We start from the raw sequence: 23,792 nt of genomic DNA, 5'->3' as shown, positions 1-23,792 counted from the left end.
GAAAAGAACTGCAAATGAGCCAGATATCAATACCTGTAATAAGATATTCTTAAGGATATTATAAATACCCGCCCCTCCTCTCCTACCTAAGTACCATATAAAGAAACATAATTCTATTAAATAACAGTCGCCAAATTATTACAATATATTCTAATTATATCTCTTACTAGAGTTGTTGTAACCTATATCTATTTGTTATGATCTTATAGAATAGAATGATTAACTGACATAAGGGTTAACTGCTAAAAAGGAGATTAATAAATGAAATACGATGTTATCGTTGTAGGCGGAGGTCCGTCAGGACTCATGGCATGTGTAGCCGCTGGAAGTAAAGGCGCTTCCGTTCTACTGCTTGATAAAGGTAATAAATTGGGGCGTAAACTAGGGATATCTGGAGGCGGACGTTGCAACGTAACGAATGCCAAAGAGACAGAAGATTTGATCGCCCATATTCCTGGGAATGGCCGCTTTCTCTATAGTGCATTTGGACACTTTAATAACCGTGATATTATGGCTTTCTTCGAAGGCCTAGGCATTGCTTTGAAAGAAGAAGATCATGGAAGAATGTTCCCTGTAACGGATAAAGCTTCTAGCGTAGTCAATACATTGCTAAGCAAAGTACAAGAGTTAGGAGTTAAGATCATTACCCATAGTCCGATCGCTGAAGTTCTCTACGAGAATGGGCAGACCGTTGGCGTAAGGCTTATCTCAGGGGAGACAATTAAGTCTTCTAGCGTAATCGTTGCTACGGGAGGTAAATCTGTACCGCAGACTGGATCTACAGGAGACGGATATGCTTGGGCAGAAGCCGCTGGGCATACCATTACAGAATTATATCCTACCGAGGTCCCTATTGTTTCCCAAGAAAAGTGGATCCAAAATCGCGAATTACAGGGACTCTCACTTCGAGATGTAGAACTGTCCGTATGGAACCCCAAAGGGAAAAATGTCATTCATCATCGAGGTGATTTTATCTTCACTCATTTCGGGATATCCGGTCCAATTGCACTTCGTTGTAGCCAATTCATCCGCCAAGTTAAGATGAAATTTAGCGTCCAGAAAGTCGAGATGTCGGTTGATCTCTTTCCAGACTACTCACCAACAGAACTAGATGCTTTACTTAAGGAACGTCTAGAGGCTGAGCCTAAGAAGGCCATCAAGAACGTATTGAAGGGCACTCTGCCTGAGCGGATGATTCCTCTCCTCTTGTCTGTTGCTAACCTAGATGGAGATACCACTTACGCTCATTTGCAAAAAACGCAATGGCAAGCTTTCTTAAGTGTATTAAAAAAATTCAGTTTCCATGCAACAGGAACGAAATCACTCGACGAAGCTTTTGTTACAGGTGGCGGTGTCCATCTGAAAGAAATAAATCCCTCAACCATGGAATCGAAATTAATGCCAGGATTATTCTTTTGCGGAGAGATTCTAGATATTCATGGCTACACAGGGGGATACAACATCACTGCAGCATTCTCCACAGGTTATACCGCAGGTATGCACGCAGCAGAAAACTATTCGTGAGGGAACAACTAAGAAACACCCACTCGAGTAGTGACTCCAGAGCTGAATTGTTCTAAAAGCGTTAGTGATTATCCTACACAACTAATGATCGTGCTAAAGGGACATACAACAGCGGTAGTATAAAGGCAGAGTGCCTTTTACTACCACTGTTCATTTATGGTTGGATAAGGTCAGGAATACCAATATGTAGCTAGTCAGACTATACAAAGTGATTACTAGAGACGGATTACAAAAAGTTGCCCTTTCCGTATCGAAGCTATGCTCTGTATATGACTCTGCTTTCTGCTAGCATTGATTACGATGCAGAAGTAAAGGGGTTTCAAATAAATGGAGTTTCATGAAGATGGTATCTCTTGTAAACCTTCAGTTTGGGACGGATCAATGTCTCTCTTTTCTATCCAAATTCTGACGAACATCACGGCTACCCCCATCAATAACATCAATGAACCTGACACAATGAATGCCAAATTTGGACCATACGTGCTCACTAATACTCCGCCTAAGACCGGTCCCAATATCACTGCAGCGCTAGTCAAGCTATTCACCGTTCCAAATACCCGGCCTGTTAAGCTGGATGGCGTACGTAATTGCACCATTGTCTGAAAAGGAATGAATGCCATCCCACCACCAAATCCCGCAATAAGAAAAGCAATAAACAAAAAGTAACTTGCTGCCTCACCCTGCTGTGCTATCAGAGGTGCCACAGCAAACACCAACCCCATCATTGCTGCACCTATTCCCATCTTACTGAGTGGCTTCACACGAAATTTACCTACGATTAGTGCAGATACAAGCGTACCTAATCCACTTGCCCCAATACACCATCCTAGGAGATCCTCTGATACTCCAGGAATGTTTCTAAATAAGGTCACGGTCTGCGAATCTGCAATTTGTAGAACCACCAACACCATAATGAGTACGATAAGTCCTGCACATACGAGTGGCATGGCCATAATTTGTGTCATTCCAGCGCTTAGTTCTTTCCAAAATGATGAGTTATTCTCATTCTTAAGCAACGAATCTTGATCCACTTTGGCCGTTGTCTTGCTAGACACCCCCGGAATTCCTAATAAAATAACGGCGGATAAGAGAAATGAGCCTCCATCGATTAGAAAACAAGCCTGAATACCAAATGCAGCGACTAAGAGCCCGCCTAACGCAGGGCCAACGATTTTAGTGATTTGCTCAATTCCTGAGCTTAAGGCCACTGCTGAATCCATATGTTCAGAGGGTACAATTTCTTTGATTTTTCCACTTTTAGCTGGCGAAAATAATGAATCAATAAACCCCTTAATTATAATAATTGTATATACCTGCCATAAACTCCCCGCAAAAATCAACGCCATCACAAAAACCGCACGTAGGATATCCGATACAATCATCAGATGTTTACGGTTCATTTTATCACTGATATATCCTGAAATAGGTCCCCCAATCATCATAGGAATTGCCATACAGATTGAAAGAATCATAATCTCCCAAGGTGTAGCTTGCCATTTGAACCCTACCAAAGTAATTAGGGCAAGGATATGAAGCCAATCCCCTAGATTAGAAATAAGCTGTGCTGTGATGAGAACTACAAACGGGCGGTTCTGTAATAACGGCATTCTGGTCGTCAATTTCGCTTGATTCATTCCTTCCACTCCTCTTTCGTTCATTCAATAACTAAAGGATACAAAATGAAGGTCTACCATCCATCGGTCTCGAGAATGAATTCGTTCTTATCCTCAAGAATGATTCTGTGTGGAACCTTTGGAAAGATAAAGGTTTTATTTTTAAATATTAAAAGTCTTGTGATTGTGACAAATCACATGTTCATAATGTTGTTACTTCGCTTAAAATAAGTACATAATCATCCAATTAAGCCATTTATGAATATAAAGGCGGTGAGAAGCTTGATTCAAATCCAAGAAGTTGATACTCAAATCTCTTTACACTTATATCGTGTTTTTGCCAAATCGTTCAAAAGCGTGAATGAACATGCCGTAACCGGCAGTAAAATCGAGGGCTTCAATCCTACGGCATTTGCTGTTATGGAGGTTCTGTACTACAAGGGAGCTCAACCTATCCAGCAGATTGGTGCCAAGCTGTTACTACAGAGTGGAAATGTCACATATGTTATAGATAAATTAGAAGAACGCGGATTCCTTCGTCGCAGACCTTGCCCTACCGATCGACGTGTTATATTCGCCGAACTTACTTCTGAAGGCGAACAACTTATGAACGACCTGTATCCCAAATTCTCAGAACGAATTCACAGAGCACTAAGCGGATTAAATGCGGAGGAGAAATGTCAAATGATTTCTCTTCTCAAAAAAATGGGTATTCAAGCAGAACGTCTTTCTCCATCCTTGAGGAAGTAAGTCGTTAACAATATAAGAAGGTATAACGTAAAACTTATCCTTTTTAATTTTGGACAAAAAAACCTCCAACGCCACTTAAAAGTGATGTTGGAGGCTTTTTTGTTAGTACCGGAATGTTCATTCAGTTAATCCTAATTCTTGGTAACCATTGCCTCATCGTCAGAAGAAGGTGCCTTATTTCTAAATCTAGTCACCACCAGCATACTGATGATGGCAATGACAGCCATAATGATAAAGAGCGAATGCAGGCTTCCTTCTAGCACAGACCTCATACTTAGCCACAGAGACTCAGGAATATTCTGGCTTGCTTCTGGTGACAGCAGATTATTTATGTCGTCTTGAGATACATTCTCTGCACCCGGTGTAACCTTTAACAAGGTAGCTATCTTAATATTTATCCATGAACCGAAGGCCGCTACACCAATCGTCTGACCCAATGAACGAATAAATGAGTTGAGTGCCGTAGAGGAACCACGCAGATCATATCCGACCGAGGACTGAGCAATGATAGTGAATACGGTCGAGGCGTATCCAAAGCCGATTCCATAAATAAATGTGATAAGCAATAAGATAATATTCGATGTCTCTCCTGTCATCATCGCCATTCCAAAGGCGCTGATCACAATAGCTCCGACCCCGATTAACGTTGTCTTACGTGAACCGGCAGTGAGTAACATCTTTCCACCTGCAATAGAACCCAATACCCATCCTATCGACATTGGGGCCAAAGCGAGACCCGAGAAGGTCGCATTCTTACCCAAAACACCCTGAATCCATAATGGCATATATGTAGTAATCCCAATTAAGAGCGCACTAATAAGTAGATTCGCTATAGAGGATACAGCAATGTTACGAATTCGAAAAAGCTGAAGCGGAAGCATAGGCTCTTCGACTTTTCTCTCCACAATAAAAAACAGCACTAGGAATAGAACGGCTATGACCATACATCCAATGAGTAGGGGCGAATTCCATGCGAAATATTGCCCACCCGTAGCCATCGTGAACAAGAGTGCCGTCACTCCAATGGTAAATGTGACCGCTCCTGCTATATCTACTTTAGCTTTCCTTGTCACCGTATGTTTAGGTAGATATCGTACAATAAGCACAATGGACAACAATCCAAAGGGTACATTAAATCCAAATATCCAGCGCCAGCTCCAATAATCAACAAAATAACCTCCAAGTAAAGGTCCAATTAAGGACGAGATGCCCCAAATCGAGCTAATTATGGCTTGGACTTTGGCACGTTGTTCTAATGGATAGATATCTCCAATAATCGTAAAAGCTACGGGAATGATAGCTCCTGCACCAATCCCTTGAATCGCGCGAAATATGATAAGCTGCTCCATGGTCTGGGATAATCCACAGAGTAATGATCCCACGATAAATATGATAGATCCCACGATAAACACCGGTTTGCGACCATAAATATCACTGATTTTACCAAAAATCGGTGTGGTTACAGCCATCGTCAAAAGGTACGCTGTAAATATCCAGCTCATAAGCTGCATGCCCCCGAAATGACTTACAATGGCTGGTCCAGCTGGTCCAGTAACGGTTCCCTCAATCGCTGACATGAATGTTGAGAGCAAAAGACCGACCAAAATAAAATTACGTTTAATATCTACTGATGAGTTCACAGATATAATTCCTTTCTAAGGTTCGATCTAGCGATTCGCTTCTTGTATTCTACAGCAAATCTAACATGAATGCATGCCTCTATTTGTTAATTATTTGCATGGGAATAATTAGAAAGGAATGTATAGCAACTATTTCTTAGCCGTGCTGTTTTGTTGTAATTCCCCGTAATTGATGAAGCTGAAGGACTACGGATGTGTCTCTTGCCACTAAGTTAGGATCATGCGTAATCATCAGTAACGCAGTTCCTTGTTGGACCTTATCACGGCAAAGTGCAAGAATCCGTTCTGCACCAGCATAGTCAATACCAGAAGTCGGTTCGTCTAGAATAACTAACCTTTTTGGGATTACGAATTGGCATATGACACTTAAGATTCGTTTCTCCCCCTGACTCAACATATAAGGTGAATCATAGCGTCTTTCAAAAAGACCCGCAGCTAGTAACATTTGTTCTGCTAATTCCACTTCCTGTGAGGTCAGAGTGATACGCTTGTGACTCTTGGATTTAAAACCATATGTCACTTCATCCCAGACGGAGTGTGTAACGAATTGATGTTCAGGCTGCTGGAATACGTATCCGATCTCCTCAGCTAAATTTGCAACTGACCTGCCTGCAATATCTTTGCCGTCCCAGAAAACACTGTTACGGGGAACCGGGATCAGTCCCATTAGTAACTTACTAAGTGTGGACTTACCCGAACCATTCTCCCCAACAATCATGCCCCAATCTCCAGCCTGCAATGTGAAACTAACGTCTCGTAGAACTTGATGGCCCCCTGGGTATGTATAACTCAGTTTATGAAGTTGCAATAGCGCGGTCTTGCTTGTGGAGATAACATTTCTAACTGGGGACTCAGCGTCTGCGACGCACTGCGTGAAGCCAGCCTCGCCGGGTGATGCGATAGTGCCACCTGACACAGGTGATTCGATAGTAGTACCACCCGTGCCGGGTGATGCGGCATCTGCGACGCGCTGCGCGGTAGTGCCTGCGGTCCACTCCGTGGTTGGCAGCAGCCCAAGCTGTACCAGCTGCGCAGCATGCTTGCGCAGCAGTTCCTGCGGCGGGCCGTCGAGGACGACGGCCCCGCCCTGCAAGACGATGACGCGCTCTGCTGCGCGCGCGACATCGTCGAAACGGCCGGACGTGTTAAGCACCGTCCGGCCCTGTTCGTGCAAGCTTCCGCATACTTGCACGAACCGCACTTGCGCCGCGCTATCGAGGCTCGCGGTGCAGTCGTCGAAGACGAACAGCCGCGGCTCAAGCGCAAGCACCGCGGCTGTGGCGGCCCGTTGGCGTTGGCCGCCGGAGAGCTCTCGCACCCGCGAATAGCGGTGCGAGGTAAGGCCCACCGCCGCTAGCGAAGCGCTTATGCGGTGGGCTATATCTGCGGGGGGAACCCGCAGATTCTCAGGACCGAAGGCAACGTCGGCTTCCACGTTGCCCTGCACGAGCTGAGCGTCGGCGTCTTGGAAGACGACGCCGACGCGTTCAGCGATGTCTGCAATAGAGGCATTCCGGGGATCTATTCCTTCTATTGAGATGCTCCCTTCTCGACGACCTCCACCACTACGGGGTAAATAGCCGTTAAGCAATTGGCACAACGTCGACTTACCACTAGCTCCAGGTCCAATGATAGCTATCCATTGTCCTTCAGGAATCGATAGCGTCATGTCCTTTATTGTCGGCTTGGAATCGCCCTCATAAGTATAGGTTAATTCATCAAGATTAATGGCTTCCGGTGACATACGATGATTCCTCTTTCCGAATTTTGTAGCGACGTAGTATGCCTGTTCGTTCTAAGCTATCCCCTAGTAACTTCGTCATAAGACCACATAACAGCATACCGCTTAACACCCGCACTACGAATGCAATACTCAGTATCTGCCAGCCCCATGCTGTATATCCGAACATATAAGCAGCAAAGAAGAACCAGAGTGGCACCATCGCCCCGCCTACTAGCATAAGAGCACCTATTCCCCATCTTTTATATCGAAGTATTGCAAACATCAATTCTGCTACAACCATATAACACACAGCAGCTACGATGACTGAAGCAATCCCATAACTCGTCCCCACGAAACATTGAATCGTTCCGCCGATACCATATGTAATCATAGCTGTACCCGGTTTACGAATAATATAATAGGCCAAGAGCCCATAAATCATATATAACCCTACGATCGTCGCGGTTGCAATTGGCCCACCTGCACTATTCAATATTTTGTTGATAAACGATAAATAAAAGGTCATGACCGCATTAGCCGTGGCTAGCATCGCCATTAACACAATTTCCAATGTCGTAAAGGGTTCTCGTTTCCATTTCAAAAAAGATAACATGCTCAAATCCTAATCAGCTCCTTAAGTGTGTAAAAAAGAGGAGTATGATTACCTCTCACGTTAATTTTACACGATCAGAACCTACCGTCAACCTCATAATTTCATAACGGTTAACGTTCTAGATAAACCACCCTAATGAAATTGTAATCAGAACCCCTATAATCGCTAGTATCCGGCCTTTTTCCCATGACATGATCGGTCTTAGGTAAGTCCGATCAGGATATGCCCCGAATCCCTTCGATTCCATCGCAGCGGCTGTCTGTTGCACGCGTCGAACCGCATTATACACAACAGCAGTCGTAAACGTTGTCCACCATGTGAAGCGCTCACCCCAACCTCTTCCTTGTCTTCTTCCTCTGATATGATGTGCAGCCGAGATATTACGGCCTTCTTCTTGCAGTAGTGGGAGAAAAGTGAGTGCCATTGAAATGCCAAAAGCAAATCGATAAGGAATGCGTAAAACTTGCGTTAACGAAGCCACTAAGTCTTGCGGGTCTGTTGTCTTAATATACACATATGAAGTCAGAAATAGCGTAAACATCCGTAGGCTCACCGAACCTGCCATATCCATACCCTCCATAGTAATAGACATCACCCCTACCTCTATCAACGGCGTTCTTCCCGGTGCAGTAAACAAAGTAATTATAAATAAAGGCAATACAAAGACTATTAAGAAAGAAAGGGCCTTCCACTGTCCTATCCACGTTATCCCACCTGCGAATCGAGCAATCACTATGCTAACTAACAACAGACATGCCTGCTCGGTTGACGTCTGAAACCTCGTGGCAAGTAACGCGATGCAAAGAATCAGCACTAACTTACTTAGTGGATCAATCCGATGTAACCATGATTGACCTTGAGCATAAGGTATGATCATAACGGCATCTCCTTTTGCTTCTGTAGCCAATCACCATGTAGTACTGAATATATATGTACATCATGAAACCCTTCAGTAGTATGACGGTAATCTCTAAGCTTGCCTTCCATCTGGAACTGTTGAGCGATGAATAGTCTACTTGCTCGTTCATTGCGTGGATCTACTAAAACCTCAATACGATGGAGTCCCATCACTTGAAATCCATAATTCAACAACAATTGGATAGCTTCGCTCATATACCCTTGTCCCCAATAAAGACTAGATAACTCGCAGCCGATTTCTCCACGGTATGCCCCCTCCAACTGCCACATATTGAATCCACAACTTCCTATCCATTCGTTGCTCTCCTTCTTCACGATCCCCCATCTCAACCCATCCTCCGTCTCTGACAATGCGTTCAGAAACTGAATCATCTCCACCGCGCTAGATAAACTTTCAAGCTCTGGGATACCTGAGTGTTCGCGAACCTCACTTCTTGACCAGCATTCAAATAGCTTTGGTGCATCATTAGGTTCCATCCTGCGAAGCAGAATCCGATCACTTTCAAGCTTCGGAATGTTCCCGTCACATACGTACATGCTATACACTTCCCTACTCTTTTCTTGAATACAAACACTCTACCACTACAAATCACTTTTTCAAACTAGAAATAGCTCAATATCGATCAACCATTCAGCAGAAACCGCATCGCCTTCCTTTTATGGTACTAATACCCCACCCTTATCGTTCAAAAAAAAGAAGCGTCGGCTAATTGCCTACACTTCTTCATTATCTTCTTCTACCTTGGTTCTTCCTACAATCAGTATACAAATGATCATTACGAAAGCAATAAGTGCAAGTAAAGGAACAGTAATAAAGCCAAACCAGTGCAGAGGATCAGAGCTACAGGATATCCCTACGGAACAAGGCGCTACTTTTGCAAATGAAGGAACCATTTGCTCCAAGTAATGAAGTATGGATATACTTCCACCAATGATGCTCATAGGGAGTACGTAAGAGATGATCTTTCTATCATCTTTATAACTAGCGATTCCTAATAGAATCACTTGGGGATACATAAAGATCCGCTGAAACCAACAAAGCCTACATGGTTCAAATAACAATACTTCACTCAAATATAGGCTAGCGCAAGTGGCTACAATAGATACAACCCAAGCTAAGTATAGGGAATACGTTCTGAAGAACCCTCTATCTCTCATGGTTATTTCCCCTCTTGCCCTGCATTTTGTAATGTTATTTCGTCATTGATTGCCTTTGCAAGGGCATCGTAGTTCATTCCTGATTTAGCTACAAATTGTTTTCCATTAATAAAGATTGAAGGCGTACTACGCACATCGTTCATATTCCCTATCTTCTGATGTTCGTTTACTTCTTTCTGATACGTCTTCTTCTTAATATCCTCAGCTAACTTATCATAATCGACGGATATCTTCTCTTGACGAGCTAGTTCAACAAGATATTCAGGTGTTGCCCAGTCTAACTTCTCATCCTTCTGATTATCATATAGTGCATGATAATACTTCCAGAACTCTTCATTGTTCTGATGGAATACCGACTGCGCTGCCAAGGCCGCTGTGTTAGAGTCACCTTCTGGGTTAATAACGAGATAGTTCATATAATGAAAAGATACGAGGCCTTTATCTACAAAATCCTTTACTAGTTGCGGCTTGAAATTCTGAGCGAAAAATTGACAGGATGGACATTTATAATCGCCGAACTCTACTATTTTGACTGGTGCATCAGGCTTCCCGATAATAGGTAGACTCTCATATGCAAATGACGCAACGTTGTCATTAGAACTCTCATCAGAACTCGGTCTTAAGACCAGAGCCAGAATAATAAGAAGGACAATACAAGCTCCAGTAATCCACATGATTCTTTGTACGCGTTTGATTTTCATTTCCTTTTCCAATTTACGCATAGCGATCGCGTTAGCATTCTTCTTTGGTTTCATGAACCTCTGTTATCCCCTTCCTTATAGATATTTTTAAACTCACAATGATTGTCAATCAAATATCTCACATTAAGCCAATATAAAGCTATTTAATTATAACAATTATATTAACCTACCTTGATCAAGTCAAACCTTTACGATCCATATTCTACAATATACCGATAGCTCACCAGGAGTCATTTCTATATAATCTATGTATTACTAATAAATAATAGACGAGGGGTTATCCGTTATGGCATTATTTCAATGCAACTTTTACTCTGAGGCTCTCATGATGAACACCTCTATGAATGTCATTCTTCCACAGCACACGAGAACACAAATTGGGATGGACAATATTAAATCTGGTGATAAACACCCTACTTTATATTTATTACATGGACTGACTGATGATGATACGGCCTGGTTACGTCGCACTTCTATTGAACGTTATGTGGCTGATCTTGGACTTGCAGTTGTCATGCCACAAGTTCATCAAAGTTTCTATACAGACATGGCCCAAGGAAATCGATATTGGACCTTTCTAAACGAAGAGTTACCAGAAATTGCTCGATCCTTCTTTCCGCTTTCAGAGGCACGGGAGGATAATTATGTTGCAGGCTTATCTATGGGTGGTTACGGGGCGATGAAGCTTGCCTTACGCCGACCCGATCAGTATATTGCTGCTGCAAGCTTGTCTGGCGCCTTGGATATGAGCAATCCTGTTTTTTGGAAAGACTTCCCTATGAACTATAACCACATATTTGGTGAAGAAGATATTCGTGGAACGGATAATGATATTCTGCATTTACTTCAGCAGTGTGATCAAACCGTGGGACCTAAACCTCTACTCTATCAATGTTGTGGGACAGAAGACTTCCTATATGAACACAACCAAACATTTAGAAACGTCTGCACCCGTACCGATCTCAAACTAACATATGAGGAGGAGCCAGGAGATCATAATTGGGAATATTGGGATAACAAGATTCAAGATGTGTTGAAATGGCTCCCACTACGTAAAAGATAGTCATTTCTGGGATCTCCATGAAAGAACCTGACGATTGGTACCTATCGTCAGGTTCTTTGTGATGTGAAATATTCCTTTTGTATGACCTACCTATCTACCATTTCGATCCACCCGATGAATTATTATCATTGGAGTTAAAGCTAGAACCTCCCGAGCTCTGGTCACTCGAACTCCAAGATGATCCACTTGACGAATTAGATTGGTTCGAAGCTGCCTGAGCGGCTGCTCTCTGACGCGCTTCTTCGTCACGCTGTCTTTGTTCTTCTAGCATCTGGGCATGTCTAATTTCCTTTTCGATGTCATCCAATTGATCTGTGATCCCACTGAGTATCTGCTCAGCTTCTATAAACATTCCGGCCATAAGCATTTGTTGAGCTTTCCCAAACTGAGATGAATGATTATTGTTCAGACTTCGAATATTACGATAACTTCGAGCACGATGGCTTAATGAATCATAACGATGATCTATCTTTTGCATCATTTGTTCGATCTGTTGTTTATGTTGGATGAATTCTTGAACTTCACTCTCATATTTAACAATTTCTAATTTAATATGTTCTAATGTCTCCTCGATCTTGTCTAGATCATAGGGTGCCACCTTAATGTCTTCCTTCACATGTCGCAGTACAATTGGAATCCCATCCAAAGCCTGCGTAAGTGACCGATGATTCTGTAGAGAATTTGATTCGTTTTTCAATAATCTCGTCGCATGTACATACCGACCTTCATATTCAATCAACGCTTGTTGGATAACGCTCAACCGATTCTCAAGCGATTTAAATATATCCAGATTACTCTGTATCGAAGCCTCAGCATCCTCCATTACATGTAAGAGTTGATCAATAGCTTCACGTGCCTTATCAAATTCCTGATGCTCATCATCTGTCCAAATATTGATCTCTGGAATTAATTGCGCGTCTTGTTCCAGCTTTATTCGCAGTTCATCCAGCTTCTGAATACCGTCTGCCCAATGATGGCTTACATAGGTCATCCGAATGGAAACCAACTGTTGCTGTACCTTCTCTTGATCTCTTTGGAAAATAAGCAATTTCTTATCAAGAGCCTCTAAATCCATTTTGTTGGTCTTCCTAAGCTCTGCCTGACGTTCTGTCATAGCTACCGCTTGATCTAAAAGAGCATCCACATATTCACTCAATTCACGAACTTTATTCATATCCCCATGGTCCAAATGTAGTGCTAAATTCTGCATTTCAATACGTGATTGCTCTAATGTCTCATGCGGCTTTACTTTGATACGACGCAGATGATTTTCTTCAATGATCCCATCCACCCGATTACGTGAGGAGAGGAGTCTACTTGGAAATTCATTCTTTTGTTGAATATAGACCAAGACATCCTTGACATTATTTCGGGTCTGATTCAGCTTATTCTCAGCAACTTCTATTTCTTGCAATGCAGCGATCGGATCAAATAACTCTAGCTCACTAGCTTTCGTGATATGGATTCCAAGTTGATCTAATTCACCCTGTATCACATCGAGTGGCAATCCTGTCTCGTTCACTAAGGCCTGCTTCTCACCTGCCAGATTAACCGCTTCTTTCTCCAACATGTCTGTCTTTTGTTTAGCCGTACGGTCAGCTTCAACGACGATAGCTATTTGTTGTTCCTCAGCTTCCACAGAGGTTTTCACCTTGTCATATTCAGCACGATAGTGCTTCACCGATTGATGTAGTTCCGAAATTTTAAACAAAGAAATCTGTTGGTTACCCATTTCTGATTGCAGCCGCGAGAGCTCAATTAGAATATCTGAAAGACGTTTTAATATTCCCTGAACCATGTCGCCTGTTTTCCCCTGTGCAATACCATTGAAAGTCCCGATAGACTCCAACCCGTTATTGGCACTTACCATCACAGTAGACAAGGATTCACTAACCTTCTTCAATTGTTTACGTCGTAATAACCCGATACTCAGTATGACCCCAATGACAATGAACAAAACAATCACTAGTATGATCGCCAAACTCATAAATGTGAATCCACTTGTCTCAGGTGACGTTGTAGCGTTCGAAATTGGTGTGTGACCTTCGTTAGTTGATGGTTGTGTTATCGGCGATGTTGATTCTAATGGTGAAGTATTTACTGAAGATGTATTATCTGGTGTTAGAACTGGTACAGGTTCATTGTTTGATGGAGCAACGTTCTCCGGTATTGCAACGAAATCACTCCCCAAGGGAATCGCAAGGGTATACACTGCATTCATCATCGCCATACTAGCTTTGCTGAAACTCCCGTCTTTAGCATAGGGAATAAAGTGTTTATCAAGTAATTGAGTAATTGCCGAACTCCCGTTGTTATCTGACTGCCGATCCTTCCAGGCGTCTAATTCACGCTGGAGGCTTGGGTTATTGAAATTCATTTCCACATGGTGATCATTCAATGAAATAAGCAGAATAATATCCTTGGAGGTTAATGACCATGCTTTATATACATCGGTAGCAAATTTCTTCGCATCTTGTCCATCCAGACTACTCATCGTTAGAATATGAAAAGTAAGCGTGTCTCCTTCAGCCTTCTTTTTCAAAGATTCTAAATCTTTAGATGTAAACATAGCTGCATTATCCTGAACTAATCCACCCTTTACGGGAACAGCTGCTGCAAAAGCAACGTTTGCCATGAATAAACTCATAATCATGATTAAACCTATCCATCTTTTCATATATGCACACTCCAATTCCTCACGCCATATTACTCTTATTATATCATGTAGACGTTCTACACCTACACCTCTACAACAACATAAAGGACATAATAGTGGAATAACCGTTATGGCATCGAAAGAGACCATCCATTCGCAGTGTTATCTAGCGAATAAGACGGCCCCTTGAGGTATATCGGGCAAAAGTCTGCTAATCAGTTTTCGTCTACCGGAGCCAGGTTGCCCACCGAGACTCTCAAACAATCTGCACTCAGCCAAAGGCGATTACGTCCATTGTAATCATCACTATAGCTCCCTTCCTTATCTTAATCGATATATTCGTTCAATTTCTGCATATTGGGGATTGTAATTTCACGGGTACCGTTAATCTTGATAATGCCTAATTGCTCAAATTTACTAAATTTTCGGCTGATCGTCTCTCGGGTAACACCAACGTAGTTCGCCATCTCTTCCCGTGAGAGGGGTAACTTTACCTGAATCTGCCCTTTGTTCAATTTGCCATATTTGTGCCCAAGCTCCAGAATCATATAGGCGATACGGATTTCGGGGTCCTTTGTAGCCAGACTCTGGGCCAAATTCTCTGTATGTGCCAATCTTTTGGTAATCGTCTTGAGTAGTTTCAGCGAAATATCTGAGTTTTCATCGATGATCCGCTCCATGGCACCTTTAGTCAGCATGCAGATATCCGTATCGGTTAGAGCATAAGCACTGAAATTGCTTAATTCATCACTATTAAAAATATTTAACTCACCGAAGAAATCACCCGTTGAGAGAATACGCAAAATCTGTTCCTTACCTTGTGGAGTAATTTTTAACAGCTTAACATGACCTTGCTGAATGATATAAAGCGTATCCGAAGGCTGCTCCTCCACGATCAGTGCTTCTCCCTTGCTGTACTTTCTATGCTTAATCATAGCGCTGACCTTGGCAAGATCCTCGTCAGATAACGATGTAAAGATAGGAACTTTACGGGCACATGGCTCCGTAGAATATTGGCAAGAACGCCCTGTCATAAGATCTCCTCTTTCGCAGTCCGCTACTGTTTGTCTTCAATGGGAGCAAAGTGACTAGTATCCTCACCGCAGACTGGGCAGACCCAATCCTCGGGAAGATCCTCGAACGCTGTACCCGGCATAACGTCTTCATCAGGATCACCTATCGCTGGATCATAGATATAGCCACAGGGCTGACATATATATTTGTTCATATTGTGATCTCCTCATCATTGAATTGTAAGTGTTATTTGTATGACCGATTGATGAATTCTACCATAATCTCTTCCATGCTATTGTGATTGAAATCAAATCCCTCAAGCTTAATTTTCTGTTCAATCACTGCCTTATAAGGTAAGGAAGCTGCAACACCCTCAAAGGATATCACGCCGGAAATAGCGCCATCTTTAATGAAAACACGTGTGTAAGGCTCGCTTTCTGTCGGGAATAAGCTAATATCACATTGATGTTCATCCACCTGACCGATGGAGAACAGAGGCATCTCAAAGGCATTGAACAGCGTGATCGGCACAGACCGTTGGTGAGCAACTTGATTACCAGCCATATTACCCCCGGCAATTTTCCCTTGTTCGATCGCGCTTCCCCACAAGCCTTCTATTTTATCCTGAAATTCGGTAGCGTCTCCTGCCGCAAAGACATGGTCGACGCTGGTTTGCATGTTCTCATTTACAACGATGCCTGTCTGAACTAGAATGCCTGCACGTTTTGCAAGAGCTGTATTTGGCACAATTCCTATTGAGTAAACAACGTGCTCACAGGGTAGGAATCTACCTCCTTCCAGTTCAACTCCCTGCACACAGTCCGTTCCAGCAATGTATTTGACTCCCTGACCAAGCTCTACGTTAGCCCCGAACCCGATAATAGTCTGAGTAAGTAACTCGGAGGCTTGCTTATCAAGCTGTCTACCCATAAGGATCGACGCAGCTTCCACAATCGTTACCTGATAGCCGGCCTCCATGAAGGACCATGCGGTCTCCACACCTTGCACACCACCACCAATCACGCAAATACGGTCTCCGTTCTGCAGACTTGCTTTCAGTTGGTCTGCATCATTCAAATCTCTAATATTGTGAACATTACGAAGTGTCGCACCTTTAATGTCCAACTTCCGATTCGTCGCTCCTGTACACAGAAGTAACTTGTGATATGCAATGACCTGTCCGTCAGTGGTTACAGCCACTTTGCCTTCTGGATCAATCCTAGCGATTGTAGTACCGTTATGGATATCTATTTTGTTTGCCCGATACCATTTGTCCTTCTTTATTAAGACTTTCTCGTTATGGAGATCCGTAAACAACCCTTTGGAAAGTTTAATTCTATTGTAAGGTAGAGAATCTTCTTCCCCATACATAGAGATTGTCGCTTCTTCGTCGTGGTCCCTGATTGCTTTGGCCGCATGTACGGCAGCTACTCCGCTACCAACAATAACATAATGTTTGTCTGTCATTTATATCTCCCTTTCGCTTCCTATGCCGTTTGTCAGATTGAGCTGAGAAGTAGATCAGAGACGAACTCAGCAGCATTTTGGATCTTGATGATTTTCTCCTTCTCCTTGGGGGAGAAGCGAATGCGGATAGGAAACTCCACATGGGTCATTCCGGTTGTTTTAATAACGTGCGAGGTACTTTGTACCACCATATTGGTTCCATTCAGATAGTCCTGTACTACTTCAATCGCCTCACCGCTCCAACCATAAGATCCGAAAGCTACCGCAATTTTACCTTCTAGATTCAGTGTCTGTAGCTTACGTAAGATGTTCTCCAAATTTCCGATCATATCGGCATATTTGGTTGAACTTCCGATAAAGACTGCATCGGCTGCTTCAATACTGTTCAGAATATCGTCCTCTGCGGATTTATCCGCATCCCAAAGCTCAACCTCAATGTTGTTTTCTAGAAAAGAATCCTGCAAGATATGTGCCATCTTCTTGGTATTATTCTTGATCGTTGTATAAACAATAGCGACTTTCTTGCCTTCCGTCGTCTTAGAGCTGAGCGTGTCATAAAGGGTAATATATTTGGAAATATCATTCCGAAGAATATATCCGTGTGAAGGAGCAATCATATCGATCTCTAGATCCTTAACTGCTTCAATTAGTGTCCGCACATATCTTCTATGAGGGTGGATGATCGCTTGATAATAGCCGGTGAAGTCATCCATGATATCTAATTCAGATTCATCTTCAAAAAGCTTATCCACAGCCACATGCGTGCTGAAAATATCGCAGGGAAATAATATTTTATCTTCGATACAATAAGTAATCATGGTTTCTTCCGTATGAAGATAAGGTGTCTCTTTGAACAATAGTGTCTTTCCGCCGATATCAAGCTGATCCCCGTCCTTAACCACTAAAAAATTACGGTGCTGAAGCTTGTACATTTGTTGAATCTCAGGCACGGCAATCTCCGTGCAGGCTATGGTGGCATTGGTGGCTTTAGAGGCCAGTGCAGCTAGTCCCCCTGAGTGATCAGGTTCTGTATGGTTAATGACAATGTACTGGATATCCAACGGATCTATCAGCTCAGCCAGATGTTCCACAAACTCTCTTCCGAATTCCATATCCACTGTATCAATGATTGTTGGTTTGCCAGTCTTGAGCAGATAAGCGTTGTATGTGGTGCCTTTTGTTAAGAGAAGACGGTGAAAGGGAACCTCACGTTTATCAATTTTGCCCACCCAGTATATATCCTTTGCCATCTTGAATCCTGGTTTCATTTAAATAACCTCCTGATAAATAATGTCTTTTTAATAATTTGATTCTATCCCCTTCCCCCATCCAAAAAGATGATTGAAATCAAATTTAGGACAATAATCATCTCTTCTTGCCTGAGGTCACATGAGGTAGGCGTATACGGATTGTCGGAATTTCACTTGACGAGAGGGGTAGCGCTGTACTATCTTTTATAATTAACCAATGGTTAAAAGAAAGGTGGAGTGTAATGTTTCAAGCGATTCCATACGAAGGTAACCGAAGTAGCTCATTTACAGCCGTGTTAGAACAATTACAATCACTTATTCATGACGAACCTAACTCCATCGCTAATCTCGCAAATGCTTCAGCTCTACTTAACCTATTTATGAACGATATTAATTGGGTTGGGTTCTACCTTTATGATGGCAAGGAACTTGTGCTGGGTCCATTCCAAGGGTTGCCTGCCTGTATACGTATTCCATTAAACCGTGGGGTCTGTGGCGCTGCTGCTTCAGAGACGCGTACTTTAGTGGTCGATGACGTTCATGCTTTCCCTGGTCACATCGCTTGTGATGGAGCCACAAACAGTGAAATTGTAGTTCCTATTATTAAAGACGGAGAACTGTACGGTGTCCTAGATATTGATAGTCCTCTAAAGAACCGATTTGACAGCGAGGATCAGCAGTTTCTAGAGAAATTCGTAGAAATTCTGAGCGCTCAACTTAGTTTTTAGGTATAGAAATAAATGGAGAACAAATAGAGGGTGCCCCTTTCAAGAACACGAAGGGCACCCTCTATTTGTTAATGTATCAGACTTCTCCAGGTTCTCGCGTAATGCGGAGGCCATCTACATGTTTACGTTCCATGATTCGTCTCTTCTTCCGGTTCTCTTTGGAATCGAAAATAATGTCCAAATCATAATCATCTGGATATAATTCGCCTTTCTCCAGAAATAATTGAAGTCTTTTCTTATTCACTTGGTGCTTGTGCTTCTGAATCATCACCCCAACCATTCCCATCGCATCTTCCTGCCTATAGACAATTCCTGTCCTAGCGAAGGTGCTCACGTAGACACTATCTCCCACTTCAAATTTAGTCGAAGGAACCGTGCTCTTCTTAATACTGTCACGATGGGTTTTATCTACGATTAAAGGCTCCACTTCTTTTGCTATATCCTCAATGAATACCTGCTCCTCCCAAGCTCCAGAAACATGACTTCCTTGCTTACTGACTATATCCTGTGATCGCTTTACGATGCCCGGTACCATACCAAGTTTCTTAGCAATTTCAATAGCATAACTTTGCCCTGACTCTCCAATGGTTAAGCGATATAACGGCTCTAACGTTTCTACGTCGAACTCCATTCTCGCATTCTGAAATCCAGCAGTTCGTGATGCGAAGCTCTTTAATTCATTGAAATGTGTCGTAACCATCATGGAGGCACCTCGAGCGTTCAATTCTTCTAGAATTGCGATGGACAACGCCATTCCTTCTCCCGGATCGGTTCCCGCCGCCAATTCATCAATCAGCAGGAATGTAGAACGATCCGCAACACGTACCATTTGAGTGATTCTCTGGATTTGTGCTGAGAAGGTACTAAGTGATTGCTCTATACTTTGACCATCACCAATGACGGTCATCACATTGGAGAAGACAGCGAAATTGCTGCCAGAATCCACAGGTACCAGCATGCCCGATTGTGCCATGAGGGTGAGTAATCCTAATGTTTTGAGTGCAACGGTCTTGCCACCTGTATTCGGCCCCGTAATGATCAACGAGCGATATCCCTGTCCAATCTTAACAGATAGCGGAATCATCTTCTGTAGAAGTAGTGGATGCTTGGCACCTTTGACATCGATAATACCCTTATCATTCAGTTGAACAGCTACGCCGCCAATCGACCGTGCATACTTAGCTTTCGCAATAATGAAATCATATGTCCCTGTGATTTCAATGTTCAGATGTATTGCTGCAACTTCCGCCTCGAGCAAGAGGGTTAATTCATGAAGCACAATCCCTTCTTCCCTTGCCTCATCTGCTTCTAACATCGTCATCTCCACTTGTAGATGACAGATCTCTTCCGGTTCGATGTAAACCGTTTGTCCGCTTGTCGATTGATCCAACACCACTCCCTTGATCTGTTTGTGATACTCCTTCTTCACAGGAATGACGTAGCGCCCATTCCTAACACTAACTAAGTTCTCTTGCAGTATCGCTTGGTGCTTGGAAAGAACACTCGCGATTCTTTTCTGAACACGTTCTTTAATCACAACTATTTTCTTACGAACTCTCTCCAGATTCTTACTCGCTTGATCCGTCACTTTACCATACTGAATACAGCGTTCAATTTCGCTTCTCACTTTCTGTAGCTCGTTTAGTGATGAAGCATACGTACTAATGACAGGCGCAATATGTCCTTTGTTCGCCATATACCTTCTCAGTTGACTGCAACTATTGAGAAAGGTATACACAGCCATGAAATCCTGTTCCGTGTACATATACCCTGTATTTAGCAATGAAACGACATAATCTACACCCTCTAATGAAGGTAGCGGAATGCTCGCCCCTTTCTCTATCAATGCCTTAGCTTCATCTGTTTCCTCCATTGCGCGTTGAATCGCCCTGATCTGATCCATGGGATGAAGCTCCATCACTCTCTTTCTTCCTGCATAGGATACCGTAAATTCCAGCACACTTTCCTTCATCTTGTCATACTCCAACATACTTAAAGTTACTTTATCCATGATTTCCATGTTCCTCCTTCAATTTAAATAACAAAAAGAGGGCAAAGAATAGACGAATATCGTCAATCTTTGCCCTCAAATCCAGTTGTTCTTTCTCATGTAAACGCAAAAAATCGTGCTCCAAGAGCACGATCGCGTACAGTCAGATTGAGACGTCTCCTCACTATTAGGTAGTGAGGAACTCCCATTCATCCTGTATTTACAAAGAAATAAACAGCCAAAGGCGCCGTTTGATGCTTCGCGTGTTCTTAACTATTCCAAGACCTCTATACAGCATAAGACAAGTAGAAACGGTTTCGCCCGTCCTCATAAGGACGGTATCCATTTCAGCAAGAAATATAAGGTTAAGCATAAGATGGAACTTATACTATCTTATATTTAAATAAACCCGATCTCTCGAGCCAAATTTTCTTATCGTACAATCAGTCCATATGGAGTTTTATTAGTTAAGAACATACCCCGTCATCAAAATTTCTCCCCTTTGGTTAGGATAAGACTATCTTACCAATATTGCTATGCTAAATCAATGGGCGTGATGGATGACCATTGATAGTTATAGACATACTAAATCCAACACCTATGTGATGTTATGTCTGCTAATATAACTAATACTACTTATTCGTCTCCTTCATTTAGTAGTTTCAAGAGATCTACTGGAAGGTGGAATTGCTGATTGTTGATCATAATACGATTGAATTCATCCATTGAACCCTCACGTTGTGCTTCCTTAATTTCCTGAATCTCATCATTGAGCCGCTCCATCTGTAAGTCAAGGGCATTGGCCGAATCTGCGGCTGCCTTCAGTTCTTGTGTGAGTCGTTCAGGTACAGATTGGTTATACTTGTAGAATATCTTATGCTCCAGGCTTGCCCAGAAATCCATAGCAATCGTACGAATCTGTACTTCCACGCATACATGTTCTACGCCATCCGACAGAAATACAGGGACTTCAATCAATAAATGAAGACTCTGGTAACCGTTCGGTTTAGGATTCTTAATATAATCTTTCTCTTCCAAAATGATGAGGTCACTTTGATTCTGAAGCATTTCTCGAATGCGATATATGTCTGAAATGAAGGAGCAAGTAATCCGGAGACCAGCAATGTCTTTAATACTACTTTTTATGCCTTCAAATGATAATTCATAATTTTTACGAATCATCTTTTTCATAATGCTTTCTGGCGACTTTAAACGTGATTTCGTGTGTTCAATCGGACTATAGTCATGTAAAGACTGAAACTCTTCCTTTAATATATCAACTTTAGTCTCCATTTCGTCCAAAGCGAATTTATAGACCATCATAAATCGGGTAATATCATGTTTAAATTGTTTTAGTTGTTCCATTGGATGTTGAGCATTCATATTAATCTTCCTTCCCCACTGAATACAAAAATATTAGATAAATTTATCACTTTTTAAACCCTTCCATTTAAGTATAACACTAGCCATCTTAATATCATATTTCGTGCCTTATATGATGAAGTAGCATTAATCAAAATTCCTTGTTGTACATTTCATTATCCTCTATAATGACACTATTCATTTAATTAGAGACAGCCTGCCATATGCGGGCAATTCTGCCGTTGTTATTTACCACAGAACTATAGGAGGCTTTATGGAACATCAGACGATTCTAGCTATTGGTATTTTCCTAATTGTGTATGGATTTATTATATCCGAAAAAATACACCGCACGATTGTAGCCATGATTGGCGGTATTCTTATGGTTATCTTGGGCGTTGTTGATCAAGAAACCGCACTACATCATATTGATTTCAATACACTGGGTCTCCTCATTGGCATGATGATTATGGTCAATATCACCGCTGAGACTGGATTATTCAAGTACATAGCCATCTGGGCAGCCAAGAAGGCCAAAGGACACCCCATTCGTATCCTTATCTCTCTGACTCTTATTACAGCCCTTGCATCTGCATTCTTAGATAATGTAACTACAGTACTATTAATGGTTCCCGTTACCTTCAGCATTACCCGTCAATTACGAGTTAATCCTTTCCCCTATTTATTTGCTCAGATCTTGGCTTCTAACATCGGGGGGACAGCGACGATGATTGGGGATCCACCGAACATTATGATCGGAAGTGCTGTAAAGGAATTAACTTTTATGGCCTTTATTGAGAATCTAGCACCCGTCATCATCATCATAATGCTAATCATGGTTCCGTTACTTATTCTAATATTCCGTAAACAATTGAAGACAACGCCTGAATTAATGCAAAGCCTCATGGACATGGATGAACAGGCAGTCATCACGAATCGTAAGCTGCTCATCAAATGTTTAACCGTGTTAGGACTTACGATTATCGGCTTCTTCGTGCATCAACTCCTACATTTAGAATCTGCTACCATTGCTTTGACCGGAGCTTTCCTATTACTCCTTCTGAGCGGTGAACATTTTCTTGAAGAAGCTTTTGCTAGAATCGAATGGACAACCATATTCTTCTTCGTAGGATTATTCGTACTCGTATCTGGATTGATTGAGACGGGTGTCATAACCGCATTAGCGAAACAAGCTATTGCTCTGACCGGTGGGAATGTGGCTTCCACGTCCATGTTAATTCTTTGGCTTAGTGCCATTGCCTCAGCATTTGTTGACAATATCCCCTTCGTGGCAACCATGATTCCTCTAATTCAGGACATGGGTTCAATGGGTGTTAGCAATCTCGAACCTGTCTGGTGGAGTCTAGCGTTAGGAGCCTGTCTAGGAGGAAATGGATCGTTAGTTGGCGCCAGTGCGAATCTTATTGTCGCAGGGTTATCAGCCAAAGAAGGCCAACCAATTACGTTTGTACAATTTCTTAAATATGGATTCCCACTTATGATTCTATCCATTATTATTTCAACGATATATATCTATCTTCGATATTTGATTTGATTAACAATCTATTCATATACAAAAAAAGCAGGACCATTATAGTTAATGAAGTGCTCCCTGTCAAGTG

General features: G+C 42.3%; 20 protein-coding genes. 5 read left to right on the top strand and 15 right to left on the bottom strand.

The genetic code is table 11. The features are described from left to right. Positions 1-261: 261 nt before the first annotated feature. The gene (locus tag PGLA_RS18550) at positions 262-1,524 is read left to right on the top strand and encodes a BaiN/RdsA family NAD(P)/FAD-dependent oxidoreductase (protein WP_068535750.1); all 1,263 of its coding nucleotides are present in this window, start codon (positions 262-264) and stop codon (positions 1,522-1,524) included. Positions 1,525-1,859: 335 nt separating this feature from the next. On the opposite strand, the gene PGLA_RS18545 is transcribed toward PGLA_RS18550, so the two are convergent. Beyond that, on the bottom strand, positions 1,860-3,158 hold the full coding sequence (locus PGLA_RS18545) for an MFS transporter (RefSeq protein WP_068535747.1): 1,299 nt from the start codon (positions 3,156-3,158) through the stop codon (positions 1,860-1,862). Positions 3,159-3,419: 261 nt separating this feature from the next. Here PGLA_RS18545 and PGLA_RS18540 point away from each other — a divergent pair, with 261 nt between their 5' ends. Beyond that, on the top strand, positions 3,420-3,887 hold the full coding sequence (locus tag PGLA_RS18540; protein ID WP_068535745.1) for a MarR family winged helix-turn-helix transcriptional regulator: 468 nt from the start codon (positions 3,420-3,422) through the stop codon (positions 3,885-3,887). Between the two features lie 131 nt (positions 3,888-4,018). Here the strand turns inward: PGLA_RS18540 and PGLA_RS18535 are convergent, their stop codons facing one another. The 7 genes from PGLA_RS18535 to PGLA_RS18505 all read right to left on the bottom strand — a co-directional run bounded on the left by PGLA_RS18535 (position 4,019) and on the right by PGLA_RS18505 (position 10,694). Next, on the bottom strand, positions 4,019-5,527 hold the full coding sequence (locus PGLA_RS18535; RefSeq protein WP_425415406.1) for an MDR family MFS transporter: 1,509 nt from the start codon (positions 5,525-5,527) through the stop codon (positions 4,019-4,021). A 136-nt stretch (positions 5,528-5,663) separates the two neighbouring features. Continuing rightward, complete coding sequence (locus PGLA_RS18530; RefSeq protein WP_068535740.1) at positions 5,664-7,271, bottom strand: ABC transporter ATP-binding protein; 1,608 nt, start codon at positions 7,269-7,271, stop codon at positions 5,664-5,666. Beyond that, positions 7,252-7,863, bottom strand: a complete 612-nt coding sequence (locus tag PGLA_RS18525) for an ECF transporter S component (protein ID WP_068535782.1) — start codon at positions 7,861-7,863, stop codon at positions 7,252-7,254. Before PGLA_RS18525 ends, PGLA_RS18530 begins: the two co-directional genes overlap by 20 nt. A gap of 118 nt (positions 7,864-7,981) precedes the next feature. Next, a complete protein-coding gene (locus PGLA_RS18520; RefSeq protein ID WP_068535738.1) occupies positions 7,982-8,740 on the bottom strand; it encodes an energy-coupling factor transporter transmembrane component T family protein in 759 nt (252 codons plus the stop codon). After that, on the bottom strand, positions 8,737-9,318 hold the full coding sequence (locus tag PGLA_RS18515) for a GNAT family N-acetyltransferase (protein WP_068535736.1): 582 nt from the start codon (positions 9,316-9,318) through the stop codon (positions 8,737-8,739). Before PGLA_RS18515 ends, PGLA_RS18520 begins: the two co-directional genes overlap by 4 nt. 177 nt (positions 9,319-9,495) lie before the next feature. After that, positions 9,496-9,939 carry a disulfide oxidoreductase gene (locus tag PGLA_RS18510; protein WP_068535734.1) on the bottom strand — a complete coding sequence of 148 codons (444 nt, stop codon included), beginning with the start codon at positions 9,937-9,939 and terminating at the stop codon, positions 9,496-9,498. A gap of 2 nt (positions 9,940-9,941) precedes the next feature. Then, positions 9,942-10,694, bottom strand: a complete 753-nt coding sequence (locus PGLA_RS18505; protein WP_068535732.1) for a DsbA family protein — start codon at positions 10,692-10,694, stop codon at positions 9,942-9,944. Between the two features lie 232 nt (positions 10,695-10,926). Between PGLA_RS18505 and PGLA_RS18500 the strand changes: the two genes are divergently transcribed. Further along, entirely contained in the window at positions 10,927-11,703 is a 777-nt protein-coding gene (locus PGLA_RS18500) for an alpha/beta hydrolase (RefSeq protein WP_068535730.1), read from the top strand. A gap of 94 nt (positions 11,704-11,797) precedes the next feature. Here the strand turns inward: PGLA_RS18500 and PGLA_RS18495 are convergent, their stop codons facing one another. The 5 genes from PGLA_RS18495 to PGLA_RS18475 form a co-directional block, all read right to left on the bottom strand. Continuing rightward, the gene (locus PGLA_RS18495; RefSeq protein ID WP_211269587.1) at positions 11,798-14,338 is read right to left on the bottom strand and encodes a TPM domain-containing protein; all 2,541 of its coding nucleotides are present in this window, start codon (positions 14,336-14,338) and stop codon (positions 11,798-11,800) included. 347 nt (positions 14,339-14,685) lie between these two features. Then, complete coding sequence (locus PGLA_RS18490) at positions 14,686-15,393, bottom strand: Crp/Fnr family transcriptional regulator (RefSeq protein WP_068535726.1); 708 nt, start codon at positions 15,391-15,393, stop codon at positions 14,686-14,688. A 23-nt stretch (positions 15,394-15,416) separates the two neighbouring features. Beyond that, positions 15,417-15,587 carry a rubredoxin gene (gene rd, locus PGLA_RS18485; RefSeq protein WP_068535724.1) on the bottom strand — a complete coding sequence of 57 codons (171 nt, stop codon included), beginning with the start codon at positions 15,585-15,587 and terminating at the stop codon, positions 15,417-15,419. 32 nt (positions 15,588-15,619) lie between these two features. After that, complete coding sequence (locus PGLA_RS18480; protein ID WP_068535721.1) at positions 15,620-16,840, bottom strand: NAD(P)/FAD-dependent oxidoreductase; 1,221 nt, start codon at positions 16,838-16,840, stop codon at positions 15,620-15,622. Positions 16,841-16,872: 32 nt separating this feature from the next. After that, positions 16,873-18,108, bottom strand: a complete 1,236-nt coding sequence (locus PGLA_RS18475; protein WP_068535718.1) for an FprA family A-type flavoprotein — start codon at positions 18,106-18,108, stop codon at positions 16,873-16,875. 224 nt (positions 18,109-18,332) lie between these two features. On the opposite strand from PGLA_RS18475, the gene PGLA_RS18470 reads away from it, so the two are divergent. Next, a complete protein-coding gene (locus PGLA_RS18470; RefSeq protein WP_068535716.1) occupies positions 18,333-18,818 on the top strand; it encodes a GAF domain-containing protein in 486 nt (161 codons plus the stop codon). Positions 18,819-18,894: 76 nt separating this feature from the next. On the opposite strand, the gene PGLA_RS18465 is transcribed toward PGLA_RS18470, so the two are convergent. Together PGLA_RS18465 and PGLA_RS18460 are read right to left on the bottom strand one after the other, a co-directional pair. Then, positions 18,895-20,829 carry an endonuclease MutS2 gene (locus PGLA_RS18465; RefSeq protein ID WP_068535714.1) on the bottom strand — a complete coding sequence of 645 codons (1,935 nt, stop codon included), beginning with the start codon at positions 20,827-20,829 and terminating at the stop codon, positions 18,895-18,897. 615 nt (positions 20,830-21,444) lie between these two features. Continuing rightward, positions 21,445-22,191 carry a GTP pyrophosphokinase gene (locus PGLA_RS18460; protein ID WP_068535712.1) on the bottom strand — a complete coding sequence of 249 codons (747 nt, stop codon included), beginning with the start codon at positions 22,189-22,191 and terminating at the stop codon, positions 21,445-21,447. A gap of 196 nt (positions 22,192-22,387) precedes the next feature. On the opposite strand from PGLA_RS18460, the gene PGLA_RS18455 reads away from it, so the two are divergent. After that, complete coding sequence (locus tag PGLA_RS18455) at positions 22,388-23,725, top strand: ArsB/NhaD family transporter (RefSeq protein WP_084411254.1); 1,338 nt, start codon at positions 22,388-22,390, stop codon at positions 23,723-23,725. Positions 23,726-23,792: the final 67 nt, after the last annotated feature.

This window comes from Paenibacillus glacialis, assembly GCF_001637205.1.
Classification (GTDB): domain Bacteria; phylum Bacillota; class Bacilli; order Paenibacillales; family Paenibacillaceae; genus Paenibacillus_AQ; species Paenibacillus_AQ glacialis.
This window is presented reverse-complemented; position numbering and strand designations above follow the sequence as displayed.